We start from the raw sequence: 23,845 nt of genomic DNA, 5'->3' as shown, positions 1-23,845 counted from the left end.
GGGTCAGCGCGCGATGCGCTGGCCGTTTTCGTCGATCACCTGCTCGCCGTTTTCCTTGGTGAAGGGGCCCTGCTGCGGAGGCAGGATGTCGAGCACCAGCTCCGACGGCCGGCACAGGCGCACGCCCTGCGCGCTGACCACGAACGGACGCTCGATCAGCGCCGGATGCGCCAGCATCGCGTCGATCAGCGCATCGTCGTCGAGCGCAGGATTGTCCAGCCCCAGCTCCGTGTAGGCCGCTTCCTTGGTGCGGATCACGTCGCGCACCTTGAGGCCGGCGGCGGCCGTCATCGCCTTCAGCAGCGCGTGCGACGGCGGGTTGGCCAGGTAGTCGATGATGGTCGGCTCGACGCCGGCATTGCGGATCAGGCCCAGCGTATTGCGCGACGTACCGCAGCGGGCGTTGTGATAAATCGTGATGTCCATGAAAATCCTGTCAATTCAGTCACCGCATGATACAAGCCGCGCGCGCAACGCCGCCACCTCTTTTTGCTTGTCTCCCCCGCCCCGACCGCTATAAAATGCGATGCGCGAATTTCCCAATTGCAATTGTTTCAAGCTTCCGTGGGAAAGATGGCAAAATTATCAGATCCTGCTGGACAGGTCGTCGGAGAAAATATGGACCAATACCAGCTCAAAGCGGCTGCACTACCCACCCTGGGCCAGCGGATATCGCTGCGGCTCCTGAACATGTTCGGCTGGCGCGTGCGCTTCAAGCCGCTGCCCGGCCCGCACGGCGTCGCCGTGGTCTACCCGCACACCTCCAACTGGGACTTCATCGTCGGCCTGCTGGCCAAGTGGGCGGTCGGCCTGCCATTCCGCTGGCTGGGCAAGGAGTCGCTGTTCAAGGGCCCGATGGGCGTGGCGATGCGCCACTGGGGCGGCATGGCGGTCGAGCGCGAGAAGACCACCGGCGCGACCCAGCGCCTGGCCGACACCATGAACGCGGCCGACTGGTGCTGGATCGCGCTGGCGCCGGAAGGCACGCGCAGCTACCGGCCGCACTGGCGCAGCGGCTTCTACCACCTGGCCGTCACCGCCAAGGTGCCGCTGCTGATCGTCTACATCGACTATCCGAACAAGGAACTGTCGGTGGTCGACACCATCGACCTGACCGGCGACCAGGAGCGCGACATGGCCGCAATCGCCGCGGCATACAAGGGCCATCATGGCCTGCATCCCGAACTCGAAGCGCCGATCGTGCTGGCGCCGCCGCGGGCCAATGCCTAAGCTTGTCGTACCAGCGAAGGCTGGTACGACAAACTAGTGGACCGCGTCGAGCAGCCCCTGCTCGCGAATGAACGCCGTCACCGCCTGCACGCCCTCGCCGGTGCGCAGGTTGGTGAACAGGAACGGCCGCTCTCCCCTCTGAACCCGCGCATCGCGCGCCATCACGTCCAGGTCCGCGCCCACGTGCGGCGCCAGGTCCGTCTTGTTGATGATCAGCAGATCGGACCGCGTGATGCCCGGACCGCCCTTGCGCGGAATCTTCTCCCCGCCCGCCACGTCGATCACATACAGCGTCAGGTCGGACAGCTCGGGACTGAAGGTGGCCGCCAGGTTATCGCCGCCCGACTCGATCAGGATCAGGTCGAGGTCGGGGAAGTCGGCCTGCATGCGGGCGATCGCCTCCAGGTTGATCGACGCGTCTTCGCGGATCGCCGTGTGCGGGCAGCCTCCCGTCTCCACGCCCATCAGCCGCTCCGGCGGCAGCGCGTTCGCCCGCAACAGTATCTCCATGTCCTCGCGCGTGTAGATGTCGTTGGTGATGACGGCCATGTCGTAGTCGTCGCGCATCGCCCGGCACAGCTTCTCGCACAAGGCCGTCTTGCCGGATCCGACCGGCCCGCCGATGCCTACGCGCAGTGGATTGGAACTCATAGCAATTCTCTCTTTTCAGGAACGGTAAAGCCGCCCATGCTGCACCTCGTGCCGCATCGACAGCATGGATAATCCGGGCGACCAGTTCGACATCTCGTCATCCCGCAGCTCGCGCGCACGCACCGCGGCCAGTTCGATCTCGGGCGCCAGCGAAAGCAGCAGGCGCTGCCCCGCGACCTGCCCGAGCGGCACCGACTTCACGCACACCAGCACCTGGTTTTCGCACCACGAAAACAGCATCGCAAGCAGCGCCTCTTCGTGCGGGATGTCGTACGCCGCCACTGCGCGGGCGAACGCTGTCGGCAACGCCACCTCGCCTTCGCCGCCGGGCACGCCCAGTTCGTCCAGCAGGCGAGCCAGCGAATACCCCATCTGAATCGTCTCTGCGCGAAACTCGGAGCTGTCGCGCGAGGCGATGAAGCGCTCGCTCCACAAGGCCACGCCGGCCTCGTCGCTTTTCATCAGCCGCCACAGAATCGGCGCGTCCCACAGGGAGATCAGATCCATGTAGGCCGCGATCCAATTGCGGGCGGAAGCGGCATCGGTGACCATGCCGCGCTCGATCGCCGTCTCCAGCCCCTGCGAATAGCTGTAGCCGCCGATCGGCAGCGCCGGGCTGGCGAACTGCAGTAAATGCAGGAGCGCAGCGGCGTTCATGCGATTGCCGGCCGATGAATCTTCTGCCGCACCGGCACCGGCGAAGCATGGCTGTGCCCCGCGGCATACGCGCCCGCCTCCGGCTCGAACGCCGCCATCTCCTCGACCACGTGCGCGCCCAGCCCCTCGACCATCTCCCTGAGCACCGGATCGACCCTGATGCGCAGGTAGCCGGCGCCGATCTGCACCTGGGTATGCCGGTTCCCAAGGTGAAAGGCGCAGCGCGCCAGCGCCGGCTCGCTGTAGCAGAACACCGCGTAAGTCGGCTCCAGCGCGGCGACCACCTGCACCACGCGCTTGTCCTCGCCGGCCAGCAGGTCGCCGTCGCGCAGCACCGTCCCGCGCGCGGTGAAGATCGCCACTTCCTCGCCCGATTCGAGCCGTCCGCGCAGGCGGCACTTCTCGCGCTGGTCGTAGGGCAGCACCAGGCGGCCATGCAGTTCGGAGGCGTCGGGGACTTTGGTATGCAGGGTCAGCATGGCTCGCTTTCAGAACAGGAAATAACGCTGCGCCATCGGCAGCACGGCCGCCGCTTCGCACACCAGCAGCTCGCCGTCGGCGCGCACTTCATAGGTTTCGGGATCGACTTCCATGTGCGGCGCGGCGCCGTTGTGGATCATGTCGGACTTGCGCAGGTGGCGCATGCCGCGCACCGGGATCAGCGTCTTCGCCAGTCCCAGTTCGCGGCCGATATCCGCGTCGAACGCCGCCTGCGAGACGAAGGTGAACGACTTTTTCAGCCCGCCGCCGAAGGCCCCGAACATCATCCGGTAATGCACCGGCTGCGGCGTCGGGATCGACGCATTCGGGTCGCCCATCTGCGCCGCCGCGATCATGCCGCCCTTGAGGATCATCGACGGCTTGACGCCGAAGAAGGCCGGCTTCCACAGCACGATGTCGGCGATCTTGCCCGGCTCGAGCGAGCCGACCGCATGGGCCACGCCATGCGTGATGGCCGGGTTGATGGTGTACTTGGCGATGTAGCGCTTGACGCGGAAGTTGTCGTTGCGCGCGCCATCCGGCGCCAGCGCGCCGCGCTGCACCTTCATCTTGTGCGCGGTCTGCCAGGTGCGCATGATCACTTCGCCGACCCGCCCCATCGCCTGCGAGTCCGACGACATCATCGAAATGGCGCCGATGTCGTGCAGGATGTCCTCGGCGGCGATGGTCTCGCGACGGATGCGCGACTCCGCGAACGCCACGTCTTCGGCGATTGCAGGATCGAGGTGGTGGCAGACCATCAGCATGTCGAGGTGCTCGTCGAGCGTGTTAACGGTGAACGGCCTGGTCGGATTGGTCGACGACGGCAGCACGTTGGTCTGGCCCACCGCGGCGATGATGTCAGGCGCGTGGCCTCCGCCGGCGCCCTCGGTGTGAAAGGTGTGGATGGTGCGGTCCTTGAACGCGGCCAGCGTGGTCTCCAGGAAGCCGCCTTCGTTGAGCGTGTCGGAGTGGATCGCGACCTGGATGTCCATGCGGTCCGCCACCGCCAGGCAGTTGTCGATCGCCGCCGGCGTGCTGCCCCAGTCCTCGTGCAGCTTCAGGCCGATGGCGCCGGCGCGCACCTGCTCTTCCAGCGGCTCCGGCAGGCTGACGTTGCCCTTGCCGAGGAAGCCGAGGTTCATCGGGAAGGCGTCGGCCGCGCCCAGCATCGAATGCAGGTGCCACGGCCCTGGCGTGCAGGTGGTGGCCGCGGTGCCCACAGCCGGCCCGGTGCCGCCGCCGATCATCGTCGTCACGCCGCTCATCAAGGCTTCCTCGATCTGCTGCGGGCAGATGAAGTGGATGTGGGTATCGACGCCGCCGGCCGTGACGATCATCCCTTCGCCGGCGATGATCTCGGTGGCGCCGCCGATCGCCATCGTCACGCCGGGCTGGATGTCCGGATTGCCCGCCTTGCCGATCGCCGCGATCATGCCCGCCTTGATGCCGATGTCGGCCTTGACGATGCCCCAGTGGTCGACGATGACGGCGTTGGTGATCACCGTGTCCATCACATCGGCGTGGCTACGCTGCGACTGGCCCATGCCGTCGCGGATCACTTTGCCGCCGCCGAATTTGACTTCCTCGCCGTAGATCGCGTAGTCCTTTTCGACCTCGATGAACAGCTCCGTGTCGGCCAAGCGGATGCGGTCGCCCGTGGTCGGGCCGTACATTTCGGCGTAGGCCGCGCGCGTGATCCTCGTCATGGCAGCGCCCCCATCACCAGGCCGTTGAATCCATAGACCTTGCGCTCGCCCGCCAGCGCGACCAGTTCCACGGTGCGCCGCTGGCCCGGCTCGAAGCGCACCGCGGTGCCGGCGGCGATGTTCAGCCGCATCCCGAGCGCATCGGCGCGCTCGAACAGCAGCGCCGTGTTGACCTCGTAGAAGTGGAAGTGCGAGCCGACCTGGATCGGCCGGTCGCCGCTGTTCGCCACCAACAGCGTGCGCGTGTCGCGGCCCATGTTGATCTCGATGTCGCCCGGCTCGAGCCGGTATTCGCCCGGTATCATGGCGCTCCTCAGGGAATCGGATTGTGAACGGTCACGAGCTTGCTGCCGTCCGGGAAAGTGGCTTCGACCTGGATGTCGGGGATCATTTCGGCGATGCCCTCCATGACGTCGGCGCGCGTCAGGATCGTCGCGCCCTCGGACATCAGCTGCGCCACGCTCTTGCCGTCGCGCGCGCCTTCCATGATGGCCGCGCTGATCAGTGCCACCGCCTCCGGGTAATTGAGCTTCAGGCCGCGCGCCAGGCGCCGTTCGGCCAGCAGGCCGGCGGTGAAGATCAGCAGCTTGTCTTTTTCGCGCGGGGTCAGGTCCATGTCGGCTCCGGGTCAGGTGTTCCAGATGCGCGGCAGCGGCGCCTCGCATCCGAGCAGATGCGGGCGCAGCGACTGCCAGACTTTGATCAGTGCGTGGCGCGCCGCTTCGCTGTCGTCGCCAAGCCAGCGCGCAACCAGCACCGACTTCATTTGGGTCAGCCCCAGCGCCGGATCGAGCGCGCGCATCGATGCGAGCAGCGTTGCCGGCACTGGCGATCCGACGCCAATCAAGGTTGCGCACACCGTCGCGCCACCAAGTCCAAAACGGCTGGCCAATGCCGCCGGCCCGATCGCGCCCTGCTCCCACCACACCAGTTTTCCGGCGCTGCGGATCTGCGTGCGCTGGCGCAGCGCGCCGTGAGAAAACGACTCGCCCGATGCGCGCCGGCCGAAGCAGAGGATTTCGCTGCCGATGTAACACGCGCCGGCTTCCAGCGCGACCTCGTGGTCCAGCACCACGTCGGCGCCGTCGAACAGGATGGTCTCCTGCGGCATCCACTCGAATGCGGCGCCGGAGCCGGCCGCGATCTTCACGTCCTGGCGCGACACCTTGCCGTTGGCCCGATACCATTTGGCCGCGCCGGGCGTGGTGATAAAGGCGTGGGCGCCGGCACCGGCTTCCGCGTCGACCGACAGGCAATCGCCGCCGACCACGCCGCCGGGCGGGTGGATCACGATGGCGTGACAGATTGCGGGGCCTTCCGGGTACAGCGGTTTCTGCACGCGCAACGGGCCGCTGTGCGCGCGCTCGACGAGACGCGTGACGCCGTCATCGCCGGCGAAGCGAAGCCGCAGCGAGGCGCGCCAGGCGGTGGATCCAACGGTAGGTGAGCAGTCGCGCATTCCTATACCTGAGCAGGATGCATGCCAGCAAAATGCACCAAAATGGTGCATTGTCTACAACTTTTCGAAATCAATCGACCGAGATTTGGAGCGGAACAGTTATCGCCGCCCCAGATCGGCGCGCGACGTCGTCAGGACTGGCAGAAGCGCAGGCGGTTGCCGGACGGGTCGTCGATCTGCATCACCGTGCCCCAGTCCTGCTGCTGGAGGCCGGGCCGCGCATGGCGATAGTGCCTGGCATTGAGTTCGGCGTGCAGCGCGGCGATGTCGTCGATGCGGATGAACACCGCTGCGCCGGGCGCCGCATCGCCGAAGTGCTCGGAGATGTGCAGCACCAGGCCGGACCGCTCGATCTCCATGTACAGCGGCGTGTCCGGCTCGAACCGGTGTTCCCAGTTCACCTTGAAGCCCATGAAGTCGATGTAGAACTCGCGCGTGTGCTGCTCCGAGAAGCTGCGCAGCACCGGGATGCCCGGCTCGAGCTTCATTTCAGATGCTTGCGGCGGACAATCCGCATCCAGAAGGCCCCTTCGAAGATCATGCCGAGAATAAGGAATACGGGCGCAGCCGGACTGCCCTGCGAGTAGAACAGGATCGCGGCCAGCAGGCAGGCGATGGTGATCAGGTGGCGCATGGCGTAGATTCTCCGTCGGTTGTGTACCCGCCAACGATGCCACAAGAGCAGCGTGCTGTCACGCTTTTCCCGCCAGCTCGTCCCAGGCCATCGCGGTGCTCAGGTAGATCTTTCCGTTCAGCCGCGCCAGCAGGTCGCTGGCGTTCAGGCGGTCCATCACCGGCCCCTTGACTTCGGCCAGGTGCAGGCCGATGCCGCGGTGGCGCAGCATCTGGTTCAGCTCCGTCAGGCCGAACAGGGCCGAGGTGTCGATCGCGTTCACCGCCGACAGCACCAGCACCAGGTCGCGCGTGGCCGGGCGCGCCGCCAGTTCTTCCTCGATGCGCTGGTTGACCGCTTCGACGTTACCGAAGAACAGGCCGGCGTCGATCCGCAGCAGCAGCACGTTGGGCGCGGTGCCGCCGCTGTGGCGCTCGATATTGCGGAAATGCTCGGTGCCGGCGATCCGCCCCAGCACCGCGATGTGCGGCCGGCTGGCGCGCCAGATCAGGGTCCCCATCGACAGCACCACGCCGATCACCACGCCCGCCTCGACACCCATTGCCAGCACGCCGGCGGCGGTGGCGACCAGCGCAAGCGCGTCGCCGCGGTCGTAGCGCAGCGCCATGCGCAAGGTGTCCAGCTCCAGCATCCCGAGCACCGCGACGATGATGGTGGCCGCCAGCGTCGGCAGCGGCAGCAGCGCCAGCCAGCCGGTAGGCGCCACCAGCGCGATGGCCAGCAGCGCCGCCGTGATGACGCTCGCCAGAGGCGTGTTGGCGCCGGCCGAGAAATTGACCGCGGAGCGCGACATGCTGCCGGTGACCGGGAAGCCGCCCGACAGCGCGCTGCCGATGTTGGCCGCGCCCAGTCCGATCAGCTCGAAATTACTGTGCAGCTTTTCCTGCCGCTTCAGGGCCAGCGCCTGCGCCGCCGACATGCTGATCAGGAAAATCATGAAGCCGATCAGCAGCGCCGGCTGCAGCAAAGGGCGCCAGTGGGCGCTGGAGATGGCCAGGTTCAGTCCCGGCAAGCCGGCCGGCACGGCGCCGGTGGTGCGCACGTCCAGGTGCAGCCACGCCGTCAGCACGGTGGCGCCGACGACGACGAACATCGGCGCCAGCCGCGCGCCGATGTCGGCGGCCGTCGCATTCAGTCCGAGCGTGCGCAGAATCCGCGCCAGCCAGGTGCGCGCCAGCAGCAGCAAGACGAGCGAGGCGCCGCCCAGCATCACGCTGTGCGCATGGAAGCGCGGCAGCTCGGCGCCGGCCAGCGTGGACAGCTGGCCCCAGGCGATGACGATGGCCGAACCGATGGTGAAACCGCTCATCACGGGGCGCGAGAAAAAATTGGCGAGGAAGCCGATGCGCAGCAGCCCGCAGGCCAGCAGCACGACGCCGGACAGCAGCGCCAGTTGGGCCGCAAGCACGGCATACAGGCCGGTGCCGGCGACGGCCAGCGGGCCCAGCGCGGCGGCGGTCATCAGCGAGATGATCGCCATCGGTCCGACCGACTGCGTCATGCTGGTGCCGAACACCGCGTAGATCAGCGGCGGCAGGATGCTGGCGTAGATGCCGGCGACCGGCGGCACGCCGGCCACCATCGCATAGGCCATCCCCTGCGGGATCATCATCATCGCGACCACGATGCCGGCGCTGATGTCGCCCGCCAGCAGGCCGCGCCGGTACTGCTTCAGCCAGCCCAGCATCGGCGTCACTGCATCGCCAGTTCGACGCAGTTGCGTCCCGCCCGCTTGGCCCGGTTCAGGGCGGCGGCGACGCGCTGCATCAGCGAATCGGCGCTCTCCTCCTCGCCCACCTGGGCCACGGCCAGGCTGATGGTCAGCCGGTCGCAGCCCGGGAACACCGTCGCTTCGACCTCCATGCGGATTTTCTCGGCCACTTTCAGGGCGTCGATGGCGTTCGTGTGCGCCGCGACGATCTGGAATTCGTCGCCGCCGCTGCGCGACAGCAGGTCGCTGCCGCGCAGCGCGGCGCTGACTGTATCCGCCAGGATGCGCAGCACGGCGTCGCCGGTCGGGTGGCCGTAGCGGTCGTTGATGGCCTTGAAGTGGTCGACGTCGAAGCCGATCAGCGCCAACGGCGTCTTGTAGCGGCGCGCGCGCTTGATTTCCTGTTCGAGCAGGGTCTCGCCGCGGCGGCGGTTGGCCACGCCGGTCAGCGCGTCGGTGGTGGCCAGGTCGGTTACGCGCGCCAGCAGCAGTTCGGCGTCGCGCGCCATGCCGGCCATGCGCAGGCCCAGGCCCGCCAGCTGGGCCAGTTCGGCCAGCGCTGAAAGCGAGCCGGGGGAAAGCTGGCGCGGCTGGGCGAACATCAGCGAGATGCTGCCTTGGGGCGCGCCGGGGCCATGCGCGGGGATCGGCGCCGCGACGGCCATGGCAACGTCGATGTCGTGCAGGGCGACCGCCAGCTCGGGATCGCCGGTTTTTTCCGGCGCGTCCAGCAGCACCAGTTCGCCGCTCGCCGCGGCGACGAAGCCGGGGAAGGCGCGGCCGGCGCGGGCGATGTCGATGCCGGCCGGCGAATGCTGCGCGGCCAGCGTGACCTCGCCCGCTTCGCCGGTCCGGAACAGCGCCGAATGCACCACGCCGGGCCACTCCGCGAGCGCCGCGCACAGGCCAGGAGCCAGTTCGGCCAGGTCGTCGATGCCGGCGACGGCCTGCAGCACGCCCGCGCGCACGAAGCGCAGCGCGTCGGCGCCGGCATCGATGGCGGCGGCCGGCGCGGCGATCCGCTGGCGCAGCGCGGCATCGGTGGTGGGGCCGATCAGGTAATCGATTGGGCCGTGCGCCATCAGGCCGGCGAGCCAGTTGGCCGCGTCGTACGGGCATATCGCCAGCACCGGCGCGCCTTTGCGGCTGGCGACCAGCTGCCCAAGCGCGTCCAGGTCGAGGCCGCGGTCGAAGCGATCGAGGTCGATCACCAGCAGGTCGACCGGCTCCTGCGCGAGGATGTGCGCGGCCTGCGCGGCGTCTTCCGCCACGAACAGGCGGCCGAACTGGTCGCCGCAAGCCGCCTGGAACGCGACCCGGCGCTCGGCGGCCAGGTGCAAATACAATCCAACCGGCGGGGTGCGGGCTTCGGCCTGCTGCGACATACTTTCTCCTCGAAAATGGTAGCCCGTAGTTTGCCATAAAGCACCCGGCACGCATACCCATGGCACGCCTTATGTGTGGAAGCGCACCGTCCCGAGGACATCCTGAGGAGGATACTTAAAAGACCACAACGGGAGCGACCAATGGCGATACAGGACGAAGTAGCGGAAAAGCAGAAGGCGATCCAGAGCCGGCAGGACCAGAAGGACGCGGCGGCCGGGCCGGAGAAGGAGCCCAAGGAAGCGGTGCAGACCGGTTCGGCGACCTATCCGGGGCTGCCGCTGCCGAGCCAGCACCTGAGCAAGCCGGGCATGGAAGCGCACATGGAGCTCAAGCCGCTGTTCATGGCCGAGCATTACAAGGGCAGCGGCAAGCTGCAGGGCCAGGTGGCGATCGTCACCGGCGGCGACTCCGGCATCGGCCGCGCGGTGGCCGTGCTGTTCGCGCGCGAAGGCGCCGACGTCGCCATCTTCTACCTCAACGAGCACGAAGACGCGGCCGAGACCCAGCGCTGCGTCGAGGCCGAGGGCAGGCGCTGCGTGACCGTGGCCGGCGACGTCAAGGACATGGAATTCTGCCAGGAGGCGGTCGACAAGGTGGTGGCGGAGTGGGGCCGGCTCGATGTGCTGGTCAATAACGCCGCCTTCCAGGAGCACGCAGCCTCGCTGCTCGACCTGACAGAAGAGCGCTTCGACGAGACCATGCGCACCAATATTTACGGCTACTTCCACATGGCGAAGGCGGCCCTGCCCTACCTCAAGCGCGGCGCCGCGATCGTCAATACGGGATCGGTCACCGGCCTGCAGGGCAATGCGCACCTGCTCGACTACTCGACCACCAAGGGCGCGATCCACGCGTTCACGATGTCGCTGGCGGCCAACCTGCTGGACAAGGGCATCCGCGTCAACGCGGTGGCGCCGGGACCGGTGTGGACGCCGCTCAATCCGGCCGACCAGTCGCCCGACAAGATCAGCAAGTTCGGCGGCGACACCTCGTACCGCCGGCCGGCGCAGCCGGAAGAGATGTCGCCGGCCTACGTATTCCTGGCCTCGTCGATCTGCTCGAGCTACATCACCGGCGTGGTCTTGCCGGCCACCGGTTACGTCGGAGAATAGGACACGATATGCCACGCAGCCTGTGGAAGGGAGCGATCAGTTTCGGCCTGGTGCACATCCCGGTCGATATGTACCCGGCGGTGAGCGAGCATTCGCTCGACCTGACCATGCTGGACCGGCGTGACTTTTCGCCGGTCGGCTTCAAGCGCTACAACAAGAACAACAACAAGGAAGTGACCTGGGACGACATCGTCAAAGGCTACGAATACACTGACGGCGAGTACGTGGTGCTGTCGGAGGAAGACCTGCGGCGCGCCAATCCGGAGGCCACCGGCACCATCGACATCCTCGCCTTCGTCGACGCCGACCAGGTGCCGCTGCTGTATTACGAGCAGCCCTACTACCTCGCGCCTGGCAAGGGCGGCGACAAGGTGTACGCGCTGCTGCGCGAGACGCTGCGCAAGGCCGGCAAGATCGGCATCGCCACGGTGGTCATCCGCGTCAAGCAGCACCTCGCCGCGCTGGTGTGCGTGGGCGACACCATCGTGCTCAACACGCTGCGTTTCGCCGACGAGATCCGCGCGACCGACGAACTGAAGATCCCGTCCAAGAGCGCCAAGACGGCGGCGGTGACGGACAAGGAACTGAAGATGGCGATGGCGCTGGTCGAAGGCATGAGCGAAGACTGGAAGCCGGAGCAGTATCACGACACCTATCGCGAGGACGTGCTGGCGCTGGTGGAGAAGAAGGTCAAGGCCAAGCAGACCAAGACCATCACGATGCCGGGCAAGGAAAGCGCGCGGCCGTCGTCGAGCAACGTCGTGGACCTGGTCGCGCTGCTGCAGCAAAGTATCGGCAAGAAGCCGGGCAAGGCCGCGGCCGCGGAAGTGGAGGACGACGACGAGCCGCCACCGCCGCGCAAGGCGCGCAAGCCCGCGGCCAACGACGAGGAAGAGGCCCCGGCAGCCAAGCCGCGCAAGGTGGTCAGCAAGACGACCGAGCGCGTCGCGGCAAGCGCGAAGCCGAAGAAGGCTGCGGCGAAGGCCGCGCCGGCCAAGGCGGCTGCGCCGGCGCGCCGCAAATCGGCGGCTTGATCAGCATGCCGGATTGGATCGACCATGTGCAGTGGCCGGCGATGGCGGTGACGCTGTATGCCGCCTACCTTATCGGCTCGAAGCGCACCGACCGCCGCATCCTCGGCTTTTCGATGTTCGTGCTCAGTAATGTGCTCTGGATCGTGTGGGGTTGGCACGATGAAGCCTGGGCGCTGATCGCGTTGCAGGTGGGGCTATTCGCCATGAACGTGCGTGGCATCGTCAAGAACGAGTGAGCGCGACGGCGCCGTGCTTCAGCCTGCCCGGTGAGCGACGGCGAGCGCATGCAAGAGACCGTGTTTGAACGACTGCCCACGTGCTGTCTGCTTGCGTCGAAATTTCTTACAACGCCCAGTCTCATTTTCCGCAAGTCATTGATTTAACTAGCTTTTGAAGAACTGGTACATTTTATGCTCTGGTTCTCCGTTTGCCGGATCGATAAACGATTCGCCCAATCGGAAGGAGCACGAATATGCGACCAGCGATCAAAATCGCCTTGATGAGCATCCTCTCGATGCCTATTGCTGGATGGTGCAGCCAGCTGTCCACTTCAGCATCGTGCGAAGTTAATACAGGAACGGCGGTTGTTAATTGCGTTCCGGCGTCATCAGCCACTGCTGCACCGCTCGCCGCGACCACCGAATCGATCGCGGCCGGCATTGGCCAGGCTGGATACGGCGTTCGGGCAAATTATGGCGATGTCGGTCTTTATCTGAACGCGGCAACCCTTGCGAGTTCAGGTCAGGTCAGCACATACGCCGACGCACACGCTTCGGCGGCCTATGCGGATGAGGTCCTGGTGACGAGCAATACACTTTCAGTTGGCACGCCGACGGTAGTCACAGTGACCTTGTCGATAGATGGACGCGCCCGAAACATGGCCACCAGCATCACTGGCGAAGTCACTGCAAGTTCCTACGCGTATCTTTGGGCTGACTACAGCGTCTATCAGCAAGATATTGTGGGACCCCTTCTGCAGTTTAGGGCGTGCAGCGCTACCGCACCGGAACTATATGCGGGTTGTTCCTCCGGGTACGATGCCGAAAATGTTTCCTACACATTTTCGTTCGACACGGTGATTGGAGCCCTGCTGCTCGTGCAGGGCGACCTCATCGGCGCAGTCCACGCGGACGTGGGCGCGAACCAGGCGGCCGGCGCCTTCCCTGGCAATGTCGGCCAGGTGAGCGCTCTTCACAGCAGTCATACCTACTTCACGGCTTCGGGCGTCGACTTCATCGGCGCGTCTGGGCATGACTACGCAATCGCGCAAGATGTCGGGGCTTCGGTACCCGAACCCGCTCCCTTCACACTGCTGTTGGCGGGACTCGGGGCCTGCTTCTTTGCGCGGCGTCGGAATCCGCGTGCGTGCTGATCCAGCTATTTGAATCTGAAGATAACGTCGACAGACCGAGACATCTTCATCACCTCGACCATCAACAGCGCCTCGCGCTCGCGATCGCTGCGGGCGACGACGTTGCGCGCGCGAGTCGGCTCGACGCCCGCGAATCCCATCGCGCGCGAGACGTTTTTCAGGTCGCCGGCGGAAACGCCGCTCACCGGGCCTAGCTTGCGGCCGAAACCGGCGGCGATCCCTTCGGCCTTGCGCTTCGCCGCCTTGATCGCCTCGCTCGTCAGGTCCATTTCCACCTCGTCGCGCTTGCTGGTGTCGAAGCTTCCCATGAAGGCGTCGAGGTTGGGCATCGCGATCAGCGGCCCCACAAGCTCTCGCCACTTCGACAGGTCGGCTACCTTGATATGCACGCCGCACTTGACGTCGTACAGGACCACGCCGGGCTGCGCCGGATCGGGCTTGCGGATTTCCTTGCGCACGTCGCGAATCTCGACGTCCGTATTTACCAGTGCCAGCTGCGCCACTAGCGCGCGGATCTCGGCGATGCGGCCTTCGACCACCTGGCGCGCCGCTTCCGGATCGCTGTTGTAGGCCGAGACTTCGAAGTCGATCTCGCCGACGTCCGGCATCACGTATGAAAAGCCATTGCCGCCCACGTGGATGAACGGATAATCTGGCAAGTCGGTGGCCGATGAGGCCAAGGGAAGCAGCAGCGAGGCAACGAGGATGATCTTCTTCAGCATGGGTTCTCCGTAATGGTCCTTCGTGGGTTGAATCAGTAATCGCGCAGCGCCTGGGCCGGCGACATGCGCGCGGCCACCAGCGTGTGACGCGCCGTCGCGCACGCCGCCACGAAGGCGACGCAAGCTAATGCGTATAGCAATGGCCAGCCGCCCATCGGCGCGCGCTCGACAAAGCCGGACAGGTAGCGCGCGGTAGCGAACCATGCGATCGGAAGGCCGACGAGGGCGCCCGCGCCGATCAGCCACGCGAATTCGCGCGCGATCAGGCGGCCCACGTCGGCGCCGCGCGCGCCATGCAGTTTGCGCAGGACGATTTCCCGCGCGCGCCGCTTGACGCTGTACGCCGACAGCACGTAGATGCCGAACGACGCCAGCGCGGTGGCGACCACGCTGGCAGCCATGAGTATCCTGGCCAGCCGCGCATCCTCGCTGTAGGCGGCCGTGAACACGGCATCCGCCGATTCGATATCCGGCACGTCGTCAGGAAAATGGCGCGCCCATAGCGTTTCGACCTGCGGCCGGACCGCGGCGACGCTGCCTTCGACGCGCGCCGTCAGCACTTCCCGGTCCGCGCCGATCCGGTACACCATCGGCTGCGGCGCCTGCCGCAAGTTCTGGTAGCGCAGGTCGGGCACGATGCCGACGATGCGCAGCGTGTCGTTGAACATTTTGCCCACTGCCGCCTCGGGCGGAGCGAAGCCCAGCGCCTTCGCCGCGATGGCGTTGATCACGACCGACGTGCTTTCCGGTCCGTCCTGCTCCGGCCCGAGCACCCTGCCCGCCAGCGCGCCGATCCGATACACGCCGAAGAACTCGGGGCTGACGATACGCGCCTCGACCGGCACTGTTTCTCTCCCTGGGCGATTGACCATGTAGGTGATCTTGTTGCCGTCGCGCCCGACCGCATCGGACATTCCCGCCACCCCGCTCACGCCAGGGACGCGCGCCACCGCCTCCCGGAACGCGCGCACGGCCGGCGAGTCCGGCTTGCCCGGAATCGCTACCACCAGCATCGACGCGGCGTCGAAGCCCGGGTCGGCATGGCTCGCGTAGCGCGTCTGCCAGCTCACGGCCAGCGTGATGGCGATCAGCGCGATTGCGGCAGCAAACTGAAACGCCGACAGGGCGCGCCGCACCGCGAGCCCGTGCCGCGTCTCGCTGTTGCCGCGGCCCTGAAGCGCGCTGCCGGCTGCCTGGCCCAGTGCCAGCGAAGCCGGATAGGCAGCCGAGACGATGCCGACCAGCGCGCCGAGTGCCAGCATCACCGCGCAGGCGGAGACCGAGAACATGCCGGTCAACGGCCGGTTCACTAGTGTGCCGAATACCGGCATTGCGATCCACGCCAATAGCAGGCCGCACAGCGTGGCCAGCATCGACACCACCAGCGATTCGGCCACGAACTGCGCGGCAAGCCGCGCTCCGCTTGCCCCGATCACCTTGCGGATGCCGATCTCGCGCTGGCGCCCCAGCGTGCGCACCGTGGCAAGGTTGATGTAGTTGGCGCTGGCAAGAACCAGGATCAGCACCGCCAGCGCGGCCAGGCCGGCGACGCCGACCTTGTTGCCGTACTGGGCGCCCGAGCGGCCGCTGAGCAGGTCCGGGTCGAAGTAGATGTCCGACAGCCGCGCGATCGCGATATCGGTCAGGTGCCCGGCAGGGGCGCTGCTGCCCATGCGCGCCTTGATGGGCGCGTCGATCTCGCGCGCCACGGCATCCTGAAGCAGCGCTTCGAGTCCGCGTTCATCGACGCCCGCCCCCGCTTTCACGTACACGGTGGCGGTCCGGCGCCACGGCAGACCGCCCTGCGCCGCCGCGTCCCAGCTGTGGGCGCCGTTGCCGACCAGCGCGTCGATGCTGATCGTGGTGTTGGCCGGCAGATCCGGCACGATCGCCCTCACCTCGAACGTCGCGCCGTCGATTTGCAGGCGCTGCCCCAGCGCGTGCGCACTGCCGAACAGCTGGCGCGCCCGGGATTCGCTGAGCACCAGTGCATCGGGCCTGGCCAGCGCAGCGGCGGCATCACCCTCCAGTGCGCTGATGCCGAAGAAGTCGAGGAAGTTGGCGTCTGCCACCTGCAACCGGAAGGGCACCACGCGCGTCCCGATGCGCGCGGCCAGGCTGAACGTCTTGGCGGCGGTGGCGGTGATGTTTGGCCCGGATGCCACCGCGACGTCGCGCAGCGGCAAGGGAGCGCTCGCGCGCCAGTCGGGACGCGGCAGCAGGTTGCGCCGCTCCTTGACCACGAAAATACGGTCGCTGGCGGGGATCGCCGCGTTGTAAGTAAGGCTGTAGCGCACGAAGCCAAGCAGCAGGAAGCACACCGCGAATCCCACTGCCAGGCCGAGCACCACCGCCGTCGAATAGCCGGGCTCCTTCAGCAGCAGCCGCCAGCCGATCCGAAAGTCACGCACATTCATTTAAACCCCGACTCAATGTAGACAATGATGTCTATGCTAGATGCAAACCGTCGGCGGCACAAGACATTCGTATTCAAATAATTTTCTAGACGGTCCTGTCTATCTGCGCTAACCTGCAATCAAACATCGAAGGACCGCATCATGACCACACCGAATATCCCCAAGCCGACCGCCGCCGAACTGGACCTGCTGCGTACCCTGTGGCCCCTCGGCGCCGCCAGCGCCCGGCAGGTGCACGAGGAAATCCAGAAGGAGCGCCCGGACGTCACCTACGCCACCGTGCTGCGCCTGATGCAGATCATGCACACCAAGGGGCTGCTGATCCGCGACGAGAGCCAGCGCTCGCACGTGTACGCGCCGGCGCAGGCGCAGGATGCGCTGCAGACCAACCTGCTGAAAGACCTGATGCAGAAGGCATTTTCGGGTTCGGCCAAGGCGCTGGTGATGGCCGCCCTGCGCAGCGGGATCTCGAAAAAAGAACGGGAGGAGATCGAGAAGATGCTGAAAGAGGAAAAGAAATGAGCGCTTCCGCCGCCTCGCTGGTCAGCGGCATCGGCTGGACGCTGCTCCATTTCGTCTGGCAGGGCGCGCTGATCGGCTGCGCCACCGCCATCGCGATGTTCGCCATGCGCGGCGCGAGGCCGGAGCGGCGCTACGCCGTCGCTTGCGGCGCCCTGCTGCTGTGCGTGGCATGGCCTGCGTTCGAGCTGGCTTCGCGCCTGTCCGGCGCCGCCGCGGCCGGAGAGGCGATGCGATACACCCTGCAGACGGTTTCGAGTTCGAACGCCGCGGACGCCGGCGCGCTGGCGTGGCTGCAGGATAAACTCGGATGGATCGTGATCGGTTGGGCCGCCTGCGCCTGCGCGCTGACCCTGCGCATGGGCATGGGCCTGTGGTGGATCGGCCGGTTGGGGAAGCGCGACGGCGCCGATCCGGAATGGCAGGCGCGCGTGTCCGCGATGGCGCGCCATTTCGGCATCGCGCGCGAGGTGCGCCTGCGCTTGGTCGACAAGCTGGCCAGCCCGATCACCGCCGGCTGGTGGCGCCCTGTGGTGCTGGTGCCGGCAAGCCTGCTCACCGGCATGCCGGCCGACCTGCTCGAAGCGCTGCTGGCGCACGAGATGGGCCACATCCAGCGCTTCGACTACCTGGTCAACCTCGGGCAGAACGTGGTCGAGACGCTGCTGTTCTATCATCCTGCGGTGTGGTGGATCTCGGGCCGCATCCGCGCCGAGCGCGAACAGATCGCCGACGACCTGGCGGCCGCCCATCTTGGCGATCCTCGCCGTCTGGCGCTGGCCCTGTCCGAACTGGAGAAGATGCAGTTCTCGGGCCAGCACCTGGCGATGGCCGCGAATGGCGGCGAGCTGGTGTCGCGCATCCGGCGCCTGCTGCGACCGGACATGCAGGCCCTGAACTGGAAAGCGGCGGTCGCGATGTGCGCGATGGCGGTGGTCTTCTGTGCGGCCGCGCTGCATGTGCCGGCCCAGGCCAAGGCGCACCACGTGAGGACCCGCGCCGTCGCCGATTTCAAGACCTGCGCGAAGCCAGTGTGGCCGAAGCAGTCGCTGCGTGACGAGAACACCGGCGCCGTCACCATCTCCTTCCTGATCGATGCGGAAGGCCGCGTGGCCGATTCGAAGATTCTCAAATCAAGCGGCTTCCGGCCGCTCGACCGTGCGGCGCGCGAAGGCATTGCGCTGTGCCGCTTCAAGCCGGCTACCGAAGACGGAATTCCCGTACAGGCGTGGATGAAGATGCAGTACGTCTGGACACTGAAGTAAACCACCCACCACCAAAGGAGTATCGATGTCCCGATTTAACTTGAAACCGGCGATTCCCGTCCTCGGACTGGCCGCCGCGCTGGCAGGATGCGCCAACACCACCTCCATGCAGGCCCCTGATGTACGGACGCCGGCAGTCGCGGATTTCAACTCGTGTGCGAAACCGGTCTATCCGCAGGAAGCGCGCCGTTTCGACCAGGCCGGCACGGTAACACTGTCCTTCCTGATCGACAAGGACGGTCGGGTGGCGGATTCGAAGATCGTCAAATCGAGCGGATTCCGTTCTCTCGATGCGGCCGCCATCGTGGGTATTTCCAAGTGCCGCTTCAAGCCGGCCACCTTGAACGGCACGCCCGAACAGGCGTGGATGCAGATGCAGTATGTCTGGTCGCTGAAATAAGAATGTAAGCCCCGGCGCCAACCCGGGGTCAGGTCCGGTGGACCTGACCCCATCCTGCTTACACCGCCGAAACGTCGATCTCCGCCTCGGTCGCCTCGATGACCTGCTCCTTGGTCACGCCAGGCGCCAGCTCCACCAGCTTCAATCCCTTGTCCGACACTTCGATCACGCCCAGGTCGGTGATGATCAGGTCGATCACGCGCACGCCGGTCAGCGGCAGGGTGCAGTGCTTGAGGATCTTGTGCGACGTGCTGCCATCCTTGGCGGTGGCGACGTGCTCCATCACCACGACCACGCGCTTGACGCCGGCCACCAGGTCCATTGCGCCGCCCATGCCCTTGACCATTTTCCCCGGAATCATCCAGTTGGCCAGGTCGCCGTACTGCGACACCTGCATCGCGCCGAGAATCGCCAGGTTGATCTTCCCGCCGCGGATCATGCCGAACGAATCGGCGGAGCTGAAGTAGGCTGCGCCAGGCAGTTCCGTCACGGTCTGCTTGCCGGCGTTGATCACGTCGGCGTCGACCTGGTCTTCGGTCGGGAACGGGCCGATGCCCAGCAGGCCGTTTTCCGACTGCAGGTACACCTCGATGTCCTTCGGTACGTAGTTCGCCACCAGGGTCGGCAGGCCGATGCCCAGGTTCACATAGAAACCGTCCTGCAGTTCCTTCGCTGCGCGCGCAGCCATTTCATCACGAGTCCAAGCCATTGTAGTCTCCGAATTCTGTTCTTAGTTTGGGCGCACGGTGCGCTGCTCGATGCGCTTTTCCGGGTGCGCATTGACGACGATGCGCTGCACGAAAATGCCTGGCAGATGCACGTGATCGGGTTCGATCTCGCCGATTTCGAGCAGTTCTTCGACTTCCACGATGGTGATCTTGCCGGCCATTGCCACGTTCGGATTGAAGTTGCGCGCGGTCTTGCGGAATACCAGGTTGCCCGACTTGTCGGCCTTCCAGGCTTTGACCAGCGACACGTCCGACACCAGGCTGCGCTCGAGCACATACTGTTCGCCGTCGAATTCGCGCACGTCCTTGCCTTCGGCGACGATGGTGCCCACGCCGGTCTTGGTGAAGAACGCCGGGATGCCGGCGCCGCCGGCGCGCAGCTTCTCGGCCAGCGTGCCTTGCGGGGTAAATTCGATCTCAAGCTCGCCGGCCAGGTACTGGCGCGCGAACTCCTTGTTTTCGCCGACGTAGGACGAGATCATCTTCTTGATCTGGCGCGTCTGCAGCAGCAGGCCCAGGCCCGCGTCGTCGACGCCGGCGTTGTTGGAGATGGCGGTCAGGCCAGTGACGCCGGAATCGCGCAGCGCCTTGATCAGGGCCTCCGGGATGCCGCACAGGCCGAAGCCGCCGACCGCGATGGTCTGGCCGTCTTTGACGATACCGGCGAGCGCCGATGCCGCGTCAGGATAAACTTTATTCATACCGGTCCCTTTTTATAGTTAAGCCGAATTCGCTCTTTCTGTACCTCAGAGTAGATTCTCAGCATAAAATACGCCAGCCAAAAGCACAATACCGTAGAAATACCTGCTATTCAAACCACCGGGATCCATCGATTTGCACCAGATCAAAGCATCATACGCCATCGACTACGAGACGATTTTCCAGCATGCGCCGGTCGGCATGTGCATCTCGGTCGACCGCGTGATCCAGTCCGCCAACGAGGCGCTCGGATCGATGTTCGGCTACCCGAGCGACGCGCTGCGCGGCCAGTCCTTCCTGGTGCTGTACCCGACCCTGGACGAATTCCTGCGCACGGGCGACCGCATCGTGCCGATCATGAATGCCAAGGGGCGCTACTCGGACGAGCGCATCATGCGGCGCGCCAACGGGGAACTGTTCTGGTGCCACGTGAGCGGACGCGCGCTCGACCCGCACCATGCGCTGGGCGCCGGCGTGTGGACGTTCGAGGATCTGAGCGAGAAGCGGCCGGTGACGGCGGAGCTGACGCCGCGCGAACGCGAGATCGCGGCGCTGCTGGTCGAGGGCAAGACCAGCAAGGTGATCGCGCGCGAGACCGATCTCAGTCCGCGGACGGTGGAGATGCATCGGGCAAAGCTGATGCGCAAGTTCTCGGCGTCGACGTCGTCGGAGCTGGTGCACAAGCTGATGGGCGTGACCGGCTGACTCGAAGACGGGGTCAGGTCCGGCGGACCTGACCCCGGTTTTCAGGGGCCTCGGTCCGAAAAGTCGTTGTGTTAATGCGCCATCATTCCATCGTCGGCGGAGATGATCGCGCCGTTGATGAAGTGGGTCTCTTCCGCCGCCAGCAGCAGCAGCAAGCCATCCAGGTCCTCCGGCTTGCCTACCCGCTTGCGCGGCAGCAGGTCGATCAGCTTCTTTCCCTGGTCGGTCCCGAAATACTCTTCGTTGATCTCGGTCGAGATGTAGCCGGGGCAGATGGCGTTGACGTTGATGCCGTAGCGCCCCCACTCCACCGCCATCGCCTTGGTCATCTGCACCACGCCGGCCTTGCTCATGCAATACACGCCGATCTGCGGCAGCACGCGCAGCCCCGCCACCGACGCGATGTTGATGATGCGGTGCTGCTTCTTCGGGTCGCCCTTGGCGCGCGCGATCATGCGCTTGGCCGCCTGCTGCGCCACAAAGAAGGCGCCGCGCAGGTTGGTGTCCATGACGTACGAGTAGTCTTCTTCCGTGACGTCGAGCAGACGCTGCGTGGTCGACACGCCGGAGTTGTTGACGAGGATGTCGATCGGGCCGGCTTCGGTCTCGGCGTGCGCGATCGCGCTCTTGATGCTGGCCATGTCGGTGACGTCCAGCGCCACCACGTGCGCGGCGCCGCCGTCGGCTTCGATCTCGGCGCGCAATTCCTTGAGCCGCTCGGTGCGGCGCGACGCCAGCACCACCTGCGCGCCGGCACCCGCCAATGCCTTCGCGAAGCGCGCCCCGAGCCCGCTCGAGGCGCCCGTGATCATCGCGATTTTTCCTTCGAAATTGACTTCAATGCCCACGTTCGACTCCCTGTGCGGTCTGCTTGAGAAAACATAATCATTACACAAATTGCCAGTATTAGACTGCCTCACCTAATAAAGCCCGTAAAATGGAGGGCTGAGTTGCAATCGGCATCAAAAAGCCGCACACTCGTGCTTAAATTTTTCACCCTATAAAAATACCATGACAGAGCCAATCAATATTCTTGAACAGTACGGTCCGCGCGAGGCGATGGAGTACGACGTCGTCGTCGTCGGCGGCGGCCCGGCCGGCCTCTCGGCGGCGATCCGCCTCAAGCAGCTGGCGGCCGAACAAGGCAAGGAAGTGTCGGTCTGCGTGCTCGAAAAAGGCGGGGAGCTGGGCGCCCATATCCTGTCGGGCGCCGTGATGGACCCGCGCGCGCTGACCGAGTTGATCCCGAACTGGAAGGAACTCGGCGCGCCGTTGAACACGGAAGTGACCGAAGACCGCATCCTGTTCCTGACCGAGACCAAGGCCTACCGCACGCCCGGCTTCATGGTGCCGGCCTGCTTCGAAAACCACGGCAACTACGTCATTTCGCTCGGTAACGTGGTGCGCTGGCTGGGCCAGCAGGCCGAGTCGCTCGGCGTCGAAATCTTCCCCGGCTTCCCCGCCGCCGAAATCCTGTACAACGACGACGGCTCGGTCAAGGGTGTCGCCACCGGGAACATGGGCGTCAAGCGCGACGGCCAAGCTGGCGCCGACTTCCAGCTCGGGATGGAGCTGCACGCCAAGTACACGATGTTCGCCGAAGGCTCGCGCGGCCACCTCGGCAAGCAGCTGATGGTGAAGTACGACCTGAACGCGGGCAAGGACCCGCAGTCCTACGGCATCGGCATCAAGGAATTGTGGGAGATCGATCCGGCCAAGCACCAGCCTGGCCTGGTGATCCACACCACCGGCTGGCCGCTCGACGCGGACACCTACGGCGGCTCCTTCCTGTACCACCTGGAGAACAACCAGGTCGCCGTCGGCTACGTGGTCGGCCTGGCGTACGAGAACCCTTACCTGTCGCCGTACGAGGAATTCCAGCGCTACAAAACCCACCCGGCGATCCGCACCTTCTTCGAGGGCGCCAAGCGCATCTCGTACGGCGCGCGCGCGATCACGGCCGGCGGCCTGCAGTCGCTGCCGAAGCTGGTGTTTCCGGGCGGCGCGCTGATCGGCTGCGACGCCGGCTTCCTGAACATGAGCCGCATCAAGGGCAGCCACGCCGCGATCAAGTCGGGCATGATGGCCGCCGACGCGGCGTTCGGCGCGCTGGGCGAGCAGCGCCAGCACGACGAACTGGCCGCCTACCCGGCCGCGTTCGAGCAGTCGTGGCTGAAGGAAGAACTGCACGTGGCGCGCAACGTCAAGCCGTGGCTGTCGAAAGGCCTGTACCTCGGCTCGATCATGACGGGCATCGACCAGATCGTCTTCCGCGGCAAGGCGCCGTGGACGCTGCATCACACGCACGCCGACCACGAGTGCCTGAAGCCGGCGGCCAACTACAAGCCGATCGCGTATCCGAAACCGGACGGCAAGCTGACCTTCGACCGGCTGTCGTCGGTGTTCATCTCGAACACCAACCATGCGGAAGACCAGCCGATCCACCTGACGCTGAAGAACGACAGCGTGCCGGTGAATATCAACCTGGCCAAGTATGCGGGGCCGGAGGCGCGCTACTGTCCGGCCGGGGTGTACGAGTTCGTGCCGAGCGAATCGGGCGAGCGGCTGCAGATCAACGCGCAGAACTGCGTGCACTGCAAGACCTGCGACATCAAGGATCCGACGCAGAATATCGTGTGGGTGACGCCGGAGGGTGGCGGCGGGCCGAATTACCCGAACATGTAATTCACGCGGCGCCGACAGATTCGGGGTCAGGTCTGAAGTGCCACCCAAATGTTGGACAGCGAGGATAACTAGCTGATCGCGTACCGAATCCTGTACTTCACAGGACTCAGGCCCTTCAGCCTCGATTTAATGCGCTTGCAATTATAGTATTCGATGTAGCTTGTGATCGCGAGCTGTAACTGGTCGACGCTGCTGAATTTCGTTCGATGAAACATCTCGCTTTTGAGGATGCCAAAGAAGTTCTCCATCACTGCATTGTCATGGCAGTTG

28 protein-coding genes are annotated in these 23,845 nt (G+C 65.6%); 10 read left to right on the top strand and 18 right to left on the bottom strand.

Features of this window, described 5'->3' with window-relative positions:
* Nucleotides 1-3: 3 nt before the first annotated feature.
* Nucleotides 4-426 (bottom strand): arsenate reductase (glutaredoxin), encoded by a 423-nt coding sequence (gene arsC / locus AC1D02_RS10115; RefSeq protein WP_477316321.1) that lies wholly within the window; start codon nt 424-426, stop codon nt 4-6.
* A 192-nt stretch (nt 427-618) separates the two neighbouring features.
* Between arsC and AC1D02_RS10110 the strand changes: the two genes are divergently transcribed.
* Nucleotides 619-1,230, top strand: a complete 612-nt coding sequence (locus AC1D02_RS10110; protein WP_477316319.1) for a 1-acyl-sn-glycerol-3-phosphate acyltransferase — start codon at nt 619-621, stop codon at nt 1,228-1,230.
* A 33-nt stretch (nt 1,231-1,263) separates the two neighbouring features.
* On the opposite strand, the gene ureG is transcribed toward AC1D02_RS10110, so the two are convergent.
* From ureG to AC1D02_RS10055, 11 genes are all read right to left on the bottom strand, one after another.
* Nucleotides 1,264-1,881, bottom strand: a complete 618-nt coding sequence (gene ureG / locus AC1D02_RS10105; RefSeq protein ID WP_477316317.1) for an urease accessory protein UreG — start codon at nt 1,879-1,881, stop codon at nt 1,264-1,266.
* Nucleotides 1,882-1,896: 15 nt separating this feature from the next.
* On the bottom strand, nt 1,897-2,538 hold the full coding sequence (locus AC1D02_RS10100; RefSeq protein WP_477316315.1) for an urease accessory protein UreF: 642 nt from the start codon (nt 2,536-2,538) through the stop codon (nt 1,897-1,899).
* Nucleotides 2,535-3,017: an urease accessory protein UreE gene (gene ureE / locus AC1D02_RS10095; RefSeq protein WP_477316313.1), complete on the bottom strand. Its 483-nt coding sequence runs from the start codon at nt 3,015-3,017 to the stop codon at nt 2,535-2,537. The genes AC1D02_RS10100 and ureE overlap by 4 nt, the downstream gene beginning before the upstream one ends.
* A gap of 9 nt (nt 3,018-3,026) precedes the next feature.
* Nucleotides 3,027-4,727, bottom strand: coding sequence for an urease subunit alpha (gene ureC, locus AC1D02_RS10090; protein WP_477316311.1), 1,701 nt, complete (start codon nt 4,725-4,727; stop codon nt 3,027-3,029).
* A complete protein-coding gene (locus AC1D02_RS10085) occupies nt 4,724-5,032 on the bottom strand; it encodes an urease subunit beta (RefSeq protein ID WP_477316309.1) in 309 nt (102 codons plus the stop codon). The genes ureC and AC1D02_RS10085 overlap by 4 nt, the downstream gene beginning before the upstream one ends.
* A gap of 8 nt (nt 5,033-5,040) precedes the next feature.
* Nucleotides 5,041-5,343, bottom strand: a complete 303-nt coding sequence (ureA, locus tag AC1D02_RS10080; RefSeq protein ID WP_477316307.1) for an urease subunit gamma — start codon at nt 5,341-5,343, stop codon at nt 5,041-5,043.
* Nucleotides 5,344-5,355: 12 nt separating this feature from the next.
* Complete coding sequence (locus AC1D02_RS10075; RefSeq protein WP_477316305.1) at nt 5,356-6,186, bottom strand: urease accessory protein UreD; 831 nt, start codon at nt 6,184-6,186, stop codon at nt 5,356-5,358.
* A gap of 131 nt (nt 6,187-6,317) precedes the next feature.
* Nucleotides 6,318-6,674 (bottom strand): glyoxalase superfamily protein, encoded by a 357-nt coding sequence (locus tag AC1D02_RS10070; RefSeq protein ID WP_477316303.1) that lies wholly within the window; start codon nt 6,672-6,674, stop codon nt 6,318-6,320.
* Nucleotides 6,671-6,820 carry a hypothetical protein gene (locus AC1D02_RS10065; protein ID WP_477316301.1) on the bottom strand — a complete coding sequence of 50 codons (150 nt, stop codon included), beginning with the start codon at nt 6,818-6,820 and terminating at the stop codon, nt 6,671-6,673. The genes AC1D02_RS10070 and AC1D02_RS10065 overlap by 4 nt, the downstream gene beginning before the upstream one ends.
* Nucleotides 6,821-6,878: 58 nt before the next feature.
* Nucleotides 6,879-8,507 (bottom strand): SulP family inorganic anion transporter, encoded by a 1,629-nt coding sequence (locus AC1D02_RS10060; protein ID WP_477317145.1) that lies wholly within the window; start codon nt 8,505-8,507, stop codon nt 6,879-6,881.
* A 5-nt stretch (nt 8,508-8,512) separates the two neighbouring features.
* Nucleotides 8,513-9,916, bottom strand: a complete 1,404-nt coding sequence (locus AC1D02_RS10055) for a GGDEF domain-containing protein (protein WP_477316299.1) — start codon at nt 9,914-9,916, stop codon at nt 8,513-8,515.
* A gap of 141 nt (nt 9,917-10,057) precedes the next feature.
* On the opposite strand from AC1D02_RS10055, the gene AC1D02_RS10050 reads away from it, so the two are divergent.
* The 4 genes from AC1D02_RS10050 to AC1D02_RS10035 all read left to right on the top strand — a co-directional run bounded on the left by AC1D02_RS10050 (nt 10,058) and on the right by AC1D02_RS10035 (nt 13,435).
* Nucleotides 10,058-11,029, top strand: coding sequence for an SDR family oxidoreductase (locus tag AC1D02_RS10050; RefSeq protein WP_477316297.1), 972 nt, complete (start codon nt 10,058-10,060; stop codon nt 11,027-11,029).
* Between the two features lie 8 nt (nt 11,030-11,037).
* The gene (gene ku, locus AC1D02_RS10045; protein ID WP_477316295.1) at nt 11,038-12,063 is read left to right on the top strand and encodes a non-homologous end joining protein Ku; all 1,026 of its coding nucleotides are present in this window, start codon (nt 11,038-11,040) and stop codon (nt 12,061-12,063) included.
* Nucleotides 12,064-12,068: 5 nt separating this feature from the next.
* Nucleotides 12,069-12,299 (top strand): hypothetical protein, encoded by a 231-nt coding sequence (locus tag AC1D02_RS10040; protein WP_477316293.1) that lies wholly within the window; start codon nt 12,069-12,071, stop codon nt 12,297-12,299.
* Nucleotides 12,300-12,535: 236 nt separating this feature from the next.
* Nucleotides 12,536-13,435 (top strand): PEP-CTERM sorting domain-containing protein, encoded by a 900-nt coding sequence (locus AC1D02_RS10035; RefSeq protein WP_477316291.1) that lies wholly within the window; start codon nt 12,536-12,538, stop codon nt 13,433-13,435.
* A 5-nt stretch (nt 13,436-13,440) separates the two neighbouring features.
* On the opposite strand, the gene AC1D02_RS10030 is transcribed toward AC1D02_RS10035, so the two are convergent.
* Together AC1D02_RS10030 and AC1D02_RS10025 are read right to left on the bottom strand one after the other, a co-directional pair.
* The gene (locus tag AC1D02_RS10030; protein ID WP_477316289.1) at nt 13,441-14,157 is read right to left on the bottom strand and encodes an SIMPL domain-containing protein; all 717 of its coding nucleotides are present in this window, start codon (nt 14,155-14,157) and stop codon (nt 13,441-13,443) included.
* 32 nt (nt 14,158-14,189) lie between these two features.
* Nucleotides 14,190-16,574: an ABC transporter permease gene (locus AC1D02_RS10025; RefSeq protein ID WP_477316287.1), complete on the bottom strand. Its 2,385-nt coding sequence runs from the start codon at nt 16,572-16,574 to the stop codon at nt 14,190-14,192.
* Between the two features lie 141 nt (nt 16,575-16,715).
* Between AC1D02_RS10025 and AC1D02_RS10020 the strand changes: the two genes are divergently transcribed.
* Genes AC1D02_RS10020 through AC1D02_RS10010 form a run of 3 tightly spaced genes read left to right on the top strand, consistent with a single transcriptional unit; the run spans nt 16,716 to nt 18,758 of the window.
* Complete coding sequence (locus AC1D02_RS10020; protein ID WP_477316285.1) at nt 16,716-17,096, top strand: BlaI/MecI/CopY family transcriptional regulator; 381 nt, start codon at nt 16,716-16,718, stop codon at nt 17,094-17,096.
* On the top strand, nt 17,093-18,358 hold the full coding sequence (locus tag AC1D02_RS10015) for a M56 family metallopeptidase (RefSeq protein ID WP_477316283.1): 1,266 nt from the start codon (nt 17,093-17,095) through the stop codon (nt 18,356-18,358). Before AC1D02_RS10020 ends, AC1D02_RS10015 begins: the two co-directional genes overlap by 4 nt.
* A gap of 25 nt (nt 18,359-18,383) precedes the next feature.
* On the top strand, nt 18,384-18,758 hold the full coding sequence (locus AC1D02_RS10010) for an energy transducer TonB (RefSeq protein WP_477316281.1): 375 nt from the start codon (nt 18,384-18,386) through the stop codon (nt 18,756-18,758).
* 58 nt (nt 18,759-18,816) lie between these two features.
* On the opposite strand, the gene AC1D02_RS10005 is transcribed toward AC1D02_RS10010, so the two are convergent.
* Complete coding sequence (locus tag AC1D02_RS10005; protein WP_477316279.1) at nt 18,817-19,467, bottom strand: 3-oxoacid CoA-transferase subunit B; 651 nt, start codon at nt 19,465-19,467, stop codon at nt 18,817-18,819.
* Between the two features lie 21 nt (nt 19,468-19,488).
* The gene (locus AC1D02_RS10000; RefSeq protein WP_477316277.1) at nt 19,489-20,187 is read right to left on the bottom strand and encodes a CoA transferase subunit A; all 699 of its coding nucleotides are present in this window, start codon (nt 20,185-20,187) and stop codon (nt 19,489-19,491) included.
* Between the two features lie 142 nt (nt 20,188-20,329).
* Between AC1D02_RS10000 and AC1D02_RS09995 the strand changes: the two genes are divergently transcribed.
* Nucleotides 20,330-20,890: a LuxR C-terminal-related transcriptional regulator gene (locus AC1D02_RS09995; protein ID WP_477317143.1), complete on the top strand. Its 561-nt coding sequence runs from the start codon at nt 20,330-20,332 to the stop codon at nt 20,888-20,890.
* A gap of 71 nt (nt 20,891-20,961) precedes the next feature.
* Here AC1D02_RS09995 and AC1D02_RS09990 read toward each other — a convergent pair whose 3' ends face one another.
* A complete protein-coding gene (locus AC1D02_RS09990; RefSeq protein WP_477316275.1) occupies nt 20,962-21,738 on the bottom strand; it encodes an SDR family oxidoreductase in 777 nt (258 codons plus the stop codon).
* A 163-nt stretch (nt 21,739-21,901) separates the two neighbouring features.
* Here AC1D02_RS09990 and AC1D02_RS09985 point away from each other — a divergent pair, with 163 nt between their 5' ends.
* Nucleotides 21,902-23,575 (top strand): electron transfer flavoprotein-ubiquinone oxidoreductase, encoded by a 1,674-nt coding sequence (locus tag AC1D02_RS09985; RefSeq protein WP_477316273.1) that lies wholly within the window; start codon nt 21,902-21,904, stop codon nt 23,573-23,575.
* Between the two features lie 68 nt (nt 23,576-23,643).
* Here the strand turns inward: AC1D02_RS09985 and AC1D02_RS09980 are convergent.
* A partial coding sequence (locus tag AC1D02_RS09980) for an IS3 family transposase (protein WP_477316271.1) occupies nt 23,644-23,845 on the bottom strand: 202 nt, incomplete at its 5' end.

It is taken from the genome of Massilia sp. P1_C10 (assembly GCF_056406475.1).
This window is presented reverse-complemented; position numbering and strand designations above follow the sequence as displayed.

Bases quoted from the DNA above. Each gene is read 5' to 3' on its own strand.
- arsC (WP_477316321.1), bottom strand. From the start codon at position 426: ATGGACATCACGATTTATCACAACGCCCGCTGCGGTACGTCGCGCAAT.
- AC1D02_RS10110 (WP_477316319.1), top strand. From the start codon at position 619: ATGGACCAATACCAGCTCAAAGCGGCTGCACTACCCACCCTGGGCCAG.
- ureG (WP_477316317.1), bottom strand. From the start codon at position 1,881: ATGAGTTCCAATCCACTGCGCGTAGGCATCGGCGGGCCGGTCGGATCC.
- AC1D02_RS10100 (WP_477316315.1), bottom strand. From the start codon at position 2,538: ATGAACGCCGCTGCGCTCCTGCATTTACTGCAGTTCGCCAGCCCGGCG.
- ureE (WP_477316313.1), bottom strand. From the start codon at position 3,017: ATGCTGACCCTGCATACCAAAGTCCCCGACGCCTCCGAACTGCATGGC.
- ureC (WP_477316311.1), bottom strand. From the start codon at position 4,727: ATGACGAGGATCACGCGCGCGGCCTACGCCGAAATGTACGGCCCGACC.
- AC1D02_RS10085 (WP_477316309.1), bottom strand. From the start codon at position 5,032: ATGATACCGGGCGAATACCGGCTCGAGCCGGGCGACATCGAGATCAAC.
- ureA (WP_477316307.1), bottom strand. From the start codon at position 5,343: ATGGACCTGACCCCGCGCGAAAAAGACAAGCTGCTGATCTTCACCGCC.
- AC1D02_RS10075 (WP_477316305.1), bottom strand. From the start codon at position 6,186: ATGCGCGACTGCTCACCTACCGTTGGATCCACCGCCTGGCGCGCCTCG.
- AC1D02_RS10070 (WP_477316303.1), bottom strand. From the start codon at position 6,674: ATGAAGCTCGAGCCGGGCATCCCGGTGCTGCGCAGCTTCTCGGAGCAG.
- AC1D02_RS10065 (WP_477316301.1), bottom strand. From the start codon at position 6,820: ATGCGCCACCTGATCACCATCGCCTGCCTGCTGGCCGCGATCCTGTTC.
- AC1D02_RS10060 (WP_477317145.1), bottom strand. From the start codon at position 8,507: ATGCTGGGCTGGCTGAAGCAGTACCGGCGCGGCCTGCTGGCGGGCGAC.
- AC1D02_RS10055 (WP_477316299.1), bottom strand. From the start codon at position 9,916: ATGTCGCAGCAGGCCGAAGCCCGCACCCCGCCGGTTGGATTGTATTTG.
- AC1D02_RS10050 (WP_477316297.1), top strand. From the start codon at position 10,058: ATGGCGATACAGGACGAAGTAGCGGAAAAGCAGAAGGCGATCCAGAGC.
- ku (WP_477316295.1), top strand. From the start codon at position 11,038: ATGCCACGCAGCCTGTGGAAGGGAGCGATCAGTTTCGGCCTGGTGCAC.
- AC1D02_RS10040 (WP_477316293.1), top strand. From the start codon at position 12,069: ATGCCGGATTGGATCGACCATGTGCAGTGGCCGGCGATGGCGGTGACG.
- AC1D02_RS10035 (WP_477316291.1), top strand. From the start codon at position 12,536: ATGCGACCAGCGATCAAAATCGCCTTGATGAGCATCCTCTCGATGCCT.
- AC1D02_RS10030 (WP_477316289.1), bottom strand. From the start codon at position 14,157: ATGCTGAAGAAGATCATCCTCGTTGCCTCGCTGCTGCTTCCCTTGGCC.
- AC1D02_RS10025 (WP_477316287.1), bottom strand. From the start codon at position 16,574: ATGAATGTGCGTGACTTTCGGATCGGCTGGCGGCTGCTGCTGAAGGAG.
- AC1D02_RS10020 (WP_477316285.1), top strand. From the start codon at position 16,716: ATGACCACACCGAATATCCCCAAGCCGACCGCCGCCGAACTGGACCTG.
- AC1D02_RS10015 (WP_477316283.1), top strand. From the start codon at position 17,093: ATGAGCGCTTCCGCCGCCTCGCTGGTCAGCGGCATCGGCTGGACGCTG.
- AC1D02_RS10010 (WP_477316281.1), top strand. From the start codon at position 18,384: ATGTCCCGATTTAACTTGAAACCGGCGATTCCCGTCCTCGGACTGGCC.
- AC1D02_RS10005 (WP_477316279.1), bottom strand. From the start codon at position 19,467: ATGGCTTGGACTCGTGATGAAATGGCTGCGCGCGCAGCGAAGGAACTG.
- AC1D02_RS10000 (WP_477316277.1), bottom strand. From the start codon at position 20,187: ATGAATAAAGTTTATCCTGACGCGGCATCGGCGCTCGCCGGTATCGTC.
- AC1D02_RS09985 (WP_477316273.1), top strand. From the start codon at position 21,902: ATGACAGAGCCAATCAATATTCTTGAACAGTACGGTCCGCGCGAGGCG.